This window comes from Micrococcus sp. R8502A1 (genome assembly GCF_006704135.1).
GTDB classification, from domain to species: domain Bacteria; phylum Actinomycetota; class Actinomycetes; order Actinomycetales; family Micrococcaceae; genus Micrococcus; species Micrococcus luteus.
Genome location: NZ_VIGS01000013.1, coordinates 40,544 through 50,657, shown reverse-complemented (window position 1 = coordinate 50,657; position 10,114 = coordinate 40,544). Strand labels below are relative to the sequence as shown.

Here is a 10,114-nt window from a genome sequence, read left to right as displayed (position 1 = left end):
CGTCTGGGGTTTCAACCCATCCATTGGAGAAAGTCCATGAATGCCTGACGACCAGATCATCCGCATCTAGCTTGTAAAAAAATTGTCTCTACTCATCAGCTGAATATCGATCTTGTTTATCATCGTCTTGGTTAATTTTTTTTTTTTTCAAGCAGAAGTCGGCATACGAGATGTAGCTCCGTCTCGTGGGCTCGGAGTTGTGTATAAGAGTCAGATCCACATGGGCGTCGAGTGTACCGGGCGGCGCGTGTGGGCGACAGGGGCCCCGGCGCCCGGTCCGCTGACGACGCGCACGTATCCTGCGGGCATGACCGCGTCCCCCTCCCCTGCCCCGCCGCAGCCCGGCCGGACGGGCCGGGCGACCGTCGTCGTGATCGGCGCGGGCCAGGCGGGGCTGTCCGCCGCGTACCACCTGCGCCGCCGCGGCGTCGTGGGGCTGACTCCGAACGACGACGGCGCCGCCGGCGTCCCCGAGGACGCCCCCGGCACGTTCGTGGTGCTCGACGCGGAGACCGCCCCGGGCGGTGCGTGGCAGCACCGCTGGGACTCGCTCACGATGGCCACCGTCAACCACATCCACGAGCTGCCCGGCGACCCGGTGCCGCCGGCCGACCCGGCCGCGCGCGCCAACGCCCTGCTGCCGGCCTACTTCGCGGACTACGAGGCACGGTTCGCCCTGCCGATCCGGCGGTCCGTGCGCGTGAGGCGCGTCGAGCGGATCGGCGAGCCGGGACGTGCGCGCGGGCTCCTCGTCCGCACGGACGGGGCGCCGGGCACGTGGCGGGCGGACTTCGTGGTCAACGCGACCGGCACCTGGACGTCCCCACGGTGGCCCTCGGTGCCCGGGATGCGCTCGTTCCGCGGCCGGCAGCTGCACACCCATGACTACGTGTCCAAGGACGAGTTCGCCGGGCAGCGGGTGGTGATCGTGGGCATGGGCGTCTCGGCGACGCAGCTGCTGGCCGAGATCTCCACGGTCGCGGACACCCTGTGGGTGACCCGCCGCGAGCCGCAGTGGCAGGACTCGGCCGCGCCCGGCGCCCTGGCCGAGTCGGTGCGCGGGGTGGACGAACGGACCCGTGCGGGCCTGCCGCCGGGCTCCGTGGTCGGGGCGACCGGGATGCACCGCTCACCCTGGGTGCGCGAGGCGGAGACACGAGGCGTGCTGGTGCGCCACCCCATGTTCACGGCCGTCGAGCCGGACGGGGTGCGGATGCCCGACGGCTCGTTCGAACCGGCGGACGTGATCCTCTGGGCCACCGGCTTCCGGCCGGCGATCCGGCACCTCGCTCCCCTGCGGCTGCGCACGCCCGCCGGCGGCATCCGCGTGGCGGGCGGGCGCGCCCTGGACGAGCCGCGCCTGTTCCTCCTCGGCTACGGCCCCTCCCAGTCCACAGTCGGGGCCAACCGCGCCGGGCGCGACGCAGCGCGCGCGATCCTCTCGGACCTGGCCGGGCCGGCGTCGGGCTGAAGGCCGCCACGACCCGCTGACTACGATGGTCGCCGTGAGCTCCGCATCCCATTACTTCGACGTCGACCCCTCCGCGCCCGAGCGACGCCGCACCGTGCGGACGCGCCTGGCCGGCCGCGACGTCGAGGTCCAGACGGCCAACGGGATCTTCTCCCCGGACGGTCTGGACAAGGGCACCGCGGCCCTGTTCTCGGCCGTGCCCGCGCCGCCGGCGAGGGGCCGGTTCCTCGACGTCGGCGCGGGCTGGGGGCCGGTCGCCCTCACGCTGGCGCTGCGGTCGCCCGAGGCGGAGGTGACCGCCGTCGAGGTCAACGACCGCTCCCTGCAGCTGACCCGCGACAACGCCGCGGCGCTGGGTCTCGACAATCTCGTGGCACTGCGGCCGGAGGACGTCCCCGAGGGCGCGGAGTTCGACCTCATCTGGTCCAACCCGCCCATCCGGATCGGCAAGCCGGCGCTGCACGCCCTGCTGGAGCGGTGGCTGCCGCGCCTGGCCCCCGGCGGCGAGGCCTGGCTGGTGGTGCAGAAGAACCTCGGCGCGGACTCGCTGCTGCCGTGGATCGGCCGGATGCTCGAGGAGCGCGCGCCCGGCCGGTTCACCGCGGAGCGGGCGGACAGCGTCAAGGGCTTCCGGATCCTGCGGGTGGCGCGGGCGCGCTGAGACGCCGTTCCCCGAACGACAGCGGTTCGTGGCCCGCCGTTTCCCGAACGACAGCGGTCAGGCGGTGAGTTCGCCGTCGAAGACCAGCTCGGCCGGGCCCGAGAGGACCACGTGCTCGGCCCCCTCCGGGCCCGGCACGACATCCACGGCCAGCACGCCGCCGGGCACCTCGACGAGCCACGAGTCCGAGCCCTGGTCGCCCGACCACGCGCGCATCGCCACGGCCGCCGCGCACGCGCCCGTCCCGCAGGACTGGGTCTCGCCCACCCCGCGCTCGTGCACGCGCATCCGCACGCGGCCGACGCCCTCGCGCACGAGCGGCTCGTGCGCGGCCACGAACTCGACGTTCGTGCCGTGCGGCGGGGCGGGGTCCACCTCGGGGGCGCGGCCCAGGTCCAGGCCCTGCAGGTCGGCGAAGGAGGCCAGCGGGACCACGGTGTGGGGGTTGCCCATCGAGATGCTCAGCGCCGGACGCGGATCGGTGAGGCCGTGGGCACGGACCATCGAGTCCGACGCCGCCTCCTCCGCGAGCTCGGGGTCGAGGTAGGACCAGGGGCCCATGTCGATCGCGTAGCCGTGCTCGAGCCGGGTCACGGCCTTCACGCCGGCGCGCGTGCCGATGGTGATCGCCCGGCCGGGGGCCAGGTCCACGAGACCCTTCTCGACCAGGAAGTGCACGAAGACGCGCACCCCGTTGCCGCACATCTCGGCGATCGAGCCGTCGCCGTTGCGGTAGTCCATGAACCACTCGGCCTCGGGGTGCTCGGCGAGCAGCGCCTCACCCTCCGGCAGGCGTGCCGAGCGCACGGCGCGGATGACGCCGTCGGCGCCGATCCCCCGGTGCCGGTCGGCCAGCCGTGCGACGCGCTGGGCGTCGAGCTGCGTGTTGCCGTCCGGGTCGGCGATCAGCACGAAGTCGTTGCCCGTGCCATGGCCCTTCGTGAACGGCACGCGCGGCGCGCTCGCGTGGAGGGGGTCCTGGGCGGCGGGCGCCGCGGGCTGCTCGGTCATGAGCCCAGTCTAGGTGGCGTCCCCGGCGACGACGGCGAGCGCCTCCGCCACGATGTCCTCGCCCTGCGCGTCGAGCCAGACGACGCGCGGGTCGGCCCGGAACCAGGTCTCCTGGCGTCGGGCGAACCGGCGCGTGGCCACGACGGTCTGCTCGGCCGCCTCCGCCTCGGTGAGCTCGCCGTCGAGGACGGCGAGCATCTGGGCGTAGCCGATGGCGCGGGACGCGGTCGGTCCCTGCCGCAGCCCCTCCGGCCCGGGGACGTCGAGGCGGCGGACCTCGTCCAGCAGGCCCTCGGCCAGCATGCGCTCCACCCGGGCCGCGATCCGCCGGTGCAGCTCGGCCCGGTCCAGGCGCAGGCCGAGCTGCACCACGGGGGCGACCTCCGGGGCGTACGTGCGCTCCGGCATGAACGCGGAGAACGGGCGGCCCGTCAGCCGGCACACCTCCAGCGCGCGCACGATGCGGCGGGCGTCCTGCAGCCGCTCCGCCGAGACCGGGTCCAGGGCGGCCAGCTCGGCCCTCAGCCCGGCCAGGCCCTCCCGCTGCGCGCGCGCCTCCAGCTCGGCCCGCAGCGCCGGGTCCGTGGGCGGGAACTCGAGCACGTCCAGCGCCGCCCGCACGTACAGCCCGGAGCCACCCACGAGGATCGGGGTCCGACCCCGCGCGCGGATCTGGTCGAACAGGTCGCGGGCCGCGGACTGGAAGGCCGCCACCGAGGCCTCCTGGCCGACGTCGAGCACGTCCAGCTGATGGTGCGGGACGCCCTCGCGTTCAGCCTGGGTGACCTTCGCCGTGCCCACGTCCATCCCCCGGTAGAACTGCAGGGCGTCCCCGTTGACCACCTCGCCGTCCAGCGCGTGCGCCAGGGCGACGGCGAGGGCGGACTTGCCCGTCGCCGTCGCCCCGACGACGGCGACGACGGGCGGCCGGGCCGCGGCGGCGGACATCAGGACCGCGGGCGCAGGGTCGGCATGCCGAGGCTCGTGGCCCCGGAGCCGCCCGCCGTGCCGGGGGCGGGCGCGCCGCACGACTCGGCCTGGGCGCGGTCCCACGCGTCGCCGGCCCGGGAGCGGCGCAGGACGTAGTCCTGTGCGGTCGGGTCGGCGACGGCGAAGAACGGGTGGGCCTCGGTGACCGTCACGGTGACGAAGTCGCCGGGGCGGGGGGTCTCGGCGCCGGCGGGCACGGAGAAGTGCACGAGCCGGTTGTCGGGTGCGCGCCCGGACAGGCGGCCGCGCTCCGCGGCCTTAGAGCCGGAGTCGGCGGTGACGAGCAGCTCCTGGCGGGTGCCGACGAGCGTGGCCATCTCCTCGGCCGAGATCCGGTCCTGCAGGGCCACGAGGCGCTCGAAGCGCTCCTGGACGACGGCCTTGGGCACCTGGTGGTCCATCTCCCCGGCCGGGGTCCCAGGGCGGATGGAGTACTGGAAGGTGAACGCGGAGGAGAAGCGGGAGGCCTCGACCACGCGCATCGTCTCGGCGAAGTCCTCCTCGGTCTCCCCGGGGAAGCCGACGATGATGTCCGTGGTGATGGCGGCGTGCGGGATGCGCTCGCGCACCTTCTCCAGGATCCGCAGGAACTTCGCGGACCGGTAGGAGCGGCGCATGTCCTTGAGCACCTTGTCCGAGCCCGACTGCAGGGGCATGTGCAGCTGCGGCATGACGTTGGGGGTCTCGGCCATCGCGTCGATGACGTCGTCCGTGAACGCGGCCGGGTGGGGGCTGGTGAAGCGGACGCGTTCGAGGCCCTCGATCTCCCCGCACGCGCGCAGCAGCTTGGCGAACGCGCCGCGGTCGCCGAACTCGACGCCGTAGGTGTTCACGTTCTGGCCCAGCAGCGTGACCTCGACGGCGCCGGCGTCGACGAGCGCCTGCACCTCGGCGAGGATCTCCCCGGGGCGGCGGTCCTTCTCCTTGCCGCGCAGCGACGGGACGATGCAGAACGTGCACGTGTTGTTGCAGCCCACGGAGATGGACACCCAGCCGGAGTGGGTGGAGTCGCGCTTGGTGGGCAGGGTGGAGGGGAACACCTCGAGCGACTCGAGGATCTCGATCTCGGCCTCGGCGTTGTGGCGGGAGCGCTCCAGCAGCACGGGCAGGGAGCCGATGTTGTGGGTGCCGAAGACGACGTCCACCCACGGGGCCCTGCGCTGGATGGCGGCCTGGTCCTTCTGGGCGAGGCACCCGCCGACGGCGATCTGCATGCCCGGGTGCGCGTCCTTCACCGCACGCAGGTTGCCGAGGTTGCCGTACAGGCGGTTGTCCGCGTTCTCGCGGACCGCGCACGTGTTGAAGACCACGAGGTCGGCCTGGGCGTCCTCGGCGACCGGGGCGTAGCCGGTGGACTCGAGCAGGCCGGAGATGCGCTCGGAGTCGTGCACGTTCATCTGGCAGCCGAAGGTACGGACCTCATAGGTCAGACCCTCGTGCGGGCGCGCGGCGGCGCCGTCCTGCGCGAGCGGGGTGGTGCGGGGGGTGGGGTCCGTCAGAGTCACCGCACCATTCTAGGAACTCCGGGCGCGGCCCGGATCCGCTCACTCCTCGTGCTCGGCGAGGACCTCCTTCACGACGGCGAACGCGAGGCCGCCGCCGTAGCCCTTGCGTCCCAGCATGCCGACGAGGCGGCGGGTCACCTTGTTCCGCTCGGCCCGGGCCTCCGGCGAGGCACCGCCGGGGACGGTGCGGCCCCGCAGCCGTCGGCGCACGAGGTCGAGGGCGGCGGTCCGTTCGTCCTCGCCGTCGATGGCCTCGAGCGCCTCGGCGGCGATCTCCCGGTCCACGCCCTTCTGCTGGAGCTCGTGCCCGAGGGCACGGCGCGCCAGGCCCTTGCTTCGGTGACGGCTGCGGACCCAGACCTCGGCGAAGGCGGCGTCATCCACGAGGCGCACCTCCTCGAAGCGGTCGAGGACGCGCTCGATCAGCTCGGGCTCGGCCTGGCGCTCGGCGAGCTTGCGTTCGAGCTGGCCGCGGGAGCGGGGGCCCAGGGCGAGCTGGCGCAGGACGACCTCGCGTGCGGCCTCCTCGCGCTCACGCGGTGCGGTGGGCAGGGGCGCCGGGCCGGGGCGACGTCGGGGGCGGTCGGTCTCGACGGCGGGGCGGGGATCCACGGCCGGGCGTCCCTCGTCGCGAGGACGGCCACGCCGCGGGGGCGTGGTGGCCCGCTTCCGGCCCCGGCGCTCGATGTCCGCCCGGGTGTCCTCGCGCCCGGACCAGGGCAGCGCACGGGGCCCGGCGCCGGGCGCGGGACTGGGCAGATCGCTCGCGCGAGTCAGCAGGGCCCCGAGATCCGGTGCTGCGCCGGGGGCGGGATCCGAGCCGTCCCCCGCGGGGGTTCCGGCGTCGCGCGCGGGCACGGCGTCCCGCGCGGCGTCCGCGTCGGACGACGTCGGCTCCGGTGCGCCGGCCAGGTCGAGCCACATCCGGCCCACGTCCGAGTCCCGGGCGTCGTCGAACGCGGACGCACCGGAGGCGGAGCCGCTCCGGCCGGTCGTCTCCGACCGGTGGGCGGCCCCGCCTCCGACGTTCCTGCGCGATCGGGTCATCCGACGGCGGTGTCCCCCGGAACCGCGGTCAGGGCCGGGGCCTCGTCGTCCTCGGCCTCCGGGGCCACGCCGATGCCGAGCTTCGTGAGGATGCGCTCCTCGATCTCGTTGGCGAGGTCCGGGTTGTCCTTGAGGAAGCGACGGGCGTTCTCCTTGCCCTGCCCGAGCTGGTCCCCGTCATAGGTGAACCACGCGCCGGACTTCTTGACGATGCCCTCCTCGACACCCATGTCGATCAGGCCGCCCTCGCGGGAGATGCCGACCCCGTAGAGGATGTCGAACTCGGCCTGCTTGAAGGGCGGGGCCATCTTGTTCTTGACGATCTTCACGCGGGTGCGGTTGCCGACGGGGTTGCCGGCCTCCTTGAGGGTCTCGATGCGGCGGACGTCGATGCGCACGGACGCATAGAACTTGAGCGCCTTGCCGCCCGTGGTGGTCTCCGGGGAGCCGAAGAACACGCCGATCTTCTCGCGCAGCTGGTTGATGAAGATGGCCGTGGTCTTGGTCTGGTGCAGGCGGCCGGTCACCTTGCGCAGCGCCTGGGACATGAGGCGGGCCTGCAGGCCGACGTGGGAGTCGCCCATCTCGCCCTCGATCTCGGCGCGCGGGGTCAGCGCGGCCACGGAGTCGATGACGACGATGTCCAGGGTGCCCGAGGAGACGAGCATGTCCATGATCTCCAGGGCCTGCTCGCCGGTGTCCGGCTGGCTGACCAGCAGGGCGTCCGTGTCCACCCCGAGCTGGCGGGCGTAGACCGGGTCCAGGGCGTGCTCCGCGTCGATGAAGGCCGCGATGCCGCCGTTGCGCTGCGCGTTGGCCACCGCGTGCAGGGCCAGGGTGGTCTTGCCCGAGGACTCCGGGCCGTAGATCTCCACCACGCGGCCGCGCGGCAGGCCGCCGATGCCCAGGGCCACGTCCATGGCCACCGAGCCCGTGGGGATGACCTCGACGGGTGCCTGGGTCTGGTCCCCCAGCCGCATGACGGAACCCTTGCCGAACTGCTTGTCGATCTGGGCGAGAGCGGCCTCGAGGGCCTTCTCGCGATCCGTCACCTTGCTCATCCTTCACCCCTAGCTCTGGTGGTGCTGCCGCGGACGCTGGAGCGCCCGCCTCGGTCATGTCCGTGAATCTACGGGGGGGCGGCGGACACGATAAGCGTGGCCGGCCCCGCCTGTGCACGAGATCACCCCGTCGCACTGCTGTGCAGGACTCTACCGCATTCTTCGAACACGTGTTCGAACAGGGGCAGTGCCCCGCCAGCGCGTCGCGGCGTCAGCGTTTCGGCGGCACGTCCCGACCGAGACGCCGCTCCTGCGGGATCTCATGCAGGTCGCAGACCGCCAGCCAGACCCGCCGCGGGTCCACGCCGGCGGCGAGCGCCGCCGTCGCGGTGGTGTCCAGGCCGGGCAGGTGCAAGGAGTCGGCCACGAGGCCGGCCCGGGCGGGGCCGAACTCCTCGTCCATCAGCCGGCGGAACTCGCTCTCGCGCACGGGCGGTCCTCTCTGTGGTCGGTCGCGGGGTCAGGGACGGGGACGCAGACGGCGCGGGCGCCCCGAGACGGGGCGCCCGCGCCGTGGGTGTGGCGGGGTCAGCGGCCGGCCAGCGAGCCCAGGCTGGGGTCCGTGAGGTCGTCCGGCAGGGTGTCCGGGACGACCATGCCCTCCTGCTCCACGAGCCGGTCCGAGACCTCCCGCAGCAGGTAGGACAGCGGGATGTCCAGCGCCTGGCAGATCGAGGCCAGCAGCTCGGAGGAGGCCTCCTTCTGGCCGCGCTCCACCTCCGACAGGTAGCCGAGCGAGACACGGGCGTCGTGCGAGACCTCGCGCAGGGTGCGGCCCTGGAGCTGCCGGACGTCGCGCAGGACGTCGCCGATCTCGTGGCGGAGGAGGGGCATGCTGCGCTCCTTGATGTCGGGGGCGGCCGCGCGGGGACGGGGCTGGTCATCGACCCAGCGCGTGATTCCGTGGGAATGGACGGGATGTCGCATCATGTCTATCGCCTGCTCCTGGACTTTTCCTGAAGGGCGCCGGGCCGCGGGCCTGATCCCGCGGGGCACTCTTCTTGACTCGTTACATTCAACGTCGGGCGGGGTCGCGTTCATTCCCGACACATGGTCTCCTCCGCCGTCAGGCCCTCGGCGGCCCCGTCGCCCTCGTGCCGCTCCGAGCGCCGATGCCGTTCCCGCAGGGAGTACGTGGCGTTCCGGATGCGGTCGGAGTCGTCCAGGCTCGAGCCGACGGCCCCGGCCATCGTGCCCATCGACGCCGCGAGCCACACGAGCCGCACGTAGTCGCCCACGCCGCCGGGCTGGTCGAGCTCCTCCTCCAGATACTCCACGGGGATGATCATGAGCGCGACCAGCAGCAGCGTGACGAAGAGCAGGACGTAGACCACGGTGCAGGCCAGACCGACGGTGAGCACGGTGGAGAGGTTGTCCAGCCGCGAGCTGTGCCGGTGGGTCGCACCGTGCGTCCACAGGCCGTTCGTGGTGACCAGCCACGCCACCAGCAGCACCACGGACAGCACGCTGACCGCCGCGAGCCGCACCGGGGACATCACGCTGGAGAGCACCCAGATGGAGCCGAAGAACACGCCGTAGGCACCGGCCGCACTGGCCGAGGCGATCGTGAACGTCATATCCCGCGGCATGAGCAGCGGCCGGTTGGCCATCACCATCCCGGCCAGCAGACGCAGCGTGCCCGTCCAGCCCTTCACGTACACCGTGGACGCGCGTCGGGACTCACCGCCCATCCCGGTGGTCGTGGTGACGTCCGCGTCGACGTCGCCCAGCGGGGCGATGCCCCGCAGCGCGGCCGTGTCGGGCTCGGGAGGCTCGTCCGTCGGGGACCGGCCGCCGTCCTCCTCCACCTCGCCGGACTCGTCGGAGGACTGCACGTCCAGCTCCCCGTCCGGCGGGTCCACGTGCGGGGCGGTGTCGATGTGCTCGACGATCCGCAGCACCGTCTCCCGCAGCCGGCGGGCCGGGGTGATGACCCCCAGCGCCGGTACGCACACGACGCCGACCCGCAGCTGCGGCACGACGTCCGCCACCACGCCGCGCCGGTCGTCGAACCGGGGCAGGTCGACGACGGCGACCACCGTGTCCCATCCCCGCCCGTTCGCGAGTGAGCGGACCGGCTCCTCCAGGACCATGCCCCCGGTCGCACCGACCGGCAGCGACTCCTGCCGTGTCTCGACCCGCCAGCCGCCGGGCTGCGGCAGGCGGTCGTCGAGCCGGTCCTCGACATCCCCGGCGATGCGGCGCACGAGGGCCCACGGGGTGCCCGGGTCGGCCACGAGGCCGATGACGCGGGGGCCCGGGGCGTCGTCGCCGTCCTGCGGCGCATGCTCGGGCGGGGTGGGAGGCGATGCGGTCTCCATCGCGCCGAACCTACGCGGCGGGGCGGGCCGGCACCAGGGACGGGGCG

General features: G+C 73.4%; 10 protein-coding genes. 2 read left to right on the top strand and 8 right to left on the bottom strand.

The features are described 5' to 3' along the window. The first annotated feature begins 307 nt into the window (after nt 1-307). Both FLM69_RS04405 and FLM69_RS04400 read left to right on the top strand, forming a co-directional pair. Nucleotides 308-1,471: an NAD(P)-binding domain-containing protein gene (locus FLM69_RS04405; protein ID WP_141843254.1), complete on the top strand. Its 1,164-nt coding sequence runs from the start codon at nt 308-310 to the stop codon at nt 1,469-1,471. Between the two features lie 25 nt (nt 1,472-1,496). Beyond that, nucleotides 1,497-2,132, top strand: a complete 636-nt coding sequence (locus FLM69_RS04400) for a class I SAM-dependent methyltransferase (RefSeq protein ID WP_141843252.1) — start codon at nt 1,497-1,499, stop codon at nt 2,130-2,132. A gap of 57 nt (nt 2,133-2,189) precedes the next feature. Here FLM69_RS04400 and dapF read toward each other — a convergent pair whose 3' ends face one another. The 8 genes from dapF to FLM69_RS04360 form a co-directional block, all read right to left on the bottom strand. After that, on the bottom strand, nt 2,190-3,143 hold the full coding sequence (dapF, locus tag FLM69_RS04395) for a diaminopimelate epimerase (protein WP_129866790.1): 954 nt from the start codon (nt 3,141-3,143) through the stop codon (nt 2,190-2,192). Between the two features lie 9 nt (nt 3,144-3,152). Next, the gene (gene miaA, locus FLM69_RS04390) at nt 3,153-4,091 is read right to left on the bottom strand and encodes a tRNA (adenosine(37)-N6)-dimethylallyltransferase MiaA (RefSeq protein WP_141843250.1); all 939 of its coding nucleotides are present in this window, start codon (nt 4,089-4,091) and stop codon (nt 3,153-3,155) included. Further along, nucleotides 4,091-5,638, bottom strand: coding sequence for a tRNA (N6-isopentenyl adenosine(37)-C2)-methylthiotransferase MiaB (gene miaB / locus FLM69_RS04385; protein ID WP_020628159.1), 1,548 nt, complete (start codon nt 5,636-5,638; stop codon nt 4,091-4,093). Before miaB ends, miaA begins: the two co-directional genes overlap by 1 nt. 39 nt (nt 5,639-5,677) lie before the next feature. Continuing rightward, nucleotides 5,678-6,685 carry a regulatory protein RecX gene (locus FLM69_RS04380; RefSeq protein WP_036384237.1) on the bottom strand — a complete coding sequence of 336 codons (1,008 nt, stop codon included), beginning with the start codon at nt 6,683-6,685 and terminating at the stop codon, nt 5,678-5,680. After that, nucleotides 6,682-7,746, bottom strand: a complete 1,065-nt coding sequence (gene recA, locus FLM69_RS04375) for a recombinase RecA (protein WP_036384235.1) — start codon at nt 7,744-7,746, stop codon at nt 6,682-6,684. The genes FLM69_RS04380 and recA overlap by 4 nt, the downstream gene beginning before the upstream one ends. A gap of 211 nt (nt 7,747-7,957) precedes the next feature. Then, the gene (locus FLM69_RS04370; RefSeq protein WP_002856506.1) at nt 7,958-8,176 is read right to left on the bottom strand and encodes a DUF3046 domain-containing protein; all 219 of its coding nucleotides are present in this window, start codon (nt 8,174-8,176) and stop codon (nt 7,958-7,960) included. A 98-nt stretch (nt 8,177-8,274) separates the two neighbouring features. After that, nucleotides 8,275-8,676, bottom strand: coding sequence for a helix-turn-helix domain-containing protein (locus FLM69_RS04365; protein ID WP_036315027.1), 402 nt, complete (start codon nt 8,674-8,676; stop codon nt 8,275-8,277). Nucleotides 8,677-8,783: 107 nt separating this feature from the next. Beyond that, complete coding sequence (locus FLM69_RS04360) at nt 8,784-10,067, bottom strand: hypothetical protein (RefSeq protein ID WP_141843249.1); 1,284 nt, start codon at nt 10,065-10,067, stop codon at nt 8,784-8,786. Nucleotides 10,068-10,114 lie beyond the last annotated feature (47 nt).

Excerpts from the sequence above, each read along its gene's own strand:
- recA (WP_036384235.1), bottom strand. The coding sequence starts at position 7,746 with ATGAGCAAGGTGACGGATCGCGAGAAGGCCCTCGAGGCCGCTCTCGCC.
- dapF (WP_129866790.1), bottom strand. The coding sequence starts at position 3,143 with ATGACCGAGCAGCCCGCGGCGCCCGCCGCCCAGGACCCCCTCCACGCG.
- FLM69_RS04365 (WP_036315027.1), bottom strand. The coding sequence starts at position 8,676 with ATGATGCGACATCCCGTCCATTCCCACGGAATCACGCGCTGGGTCGAT.
- miaA (WP_141843250.1), bottom strand. The coding sequence starts at position 4,091 with ATGTCCGCCGCCGCGGCCCGGCCGCCCGTCGTCGCCGTCGTCGGGGCG.
- FLM69_RS04380 (WP_036384237.1), bottom strand. The coding sequence starts at position 6,685 with ATGACCCGATCGCGCAGGAACGTCGGAGGCGGGGCCGCCCACCGGTCG.
- FLM69_RS04405 (WP_141843254.1), top strand. The coding sequence starts at position 308 with ATGACCGCGTCCCCCTCCCCTGCCCCGCCGCAGCCCGGCCGGACGGGC.
- FLM69_RS04360 (WP_141843249.1), bottom strand. The coding sequence starts at position 10,067 with ATGGAGACCGCATCGCCTCCCACCCCGCCCGAGCATGCGCCGCAGGAC.
- FLM69_RS04400 (WP_141843252.1), top strand. The coding sequence starts at position 1,497 with ATGGTCGCCGTGAGCTCCGCATCCCATTACTTCGACGTCGACCCCTCC.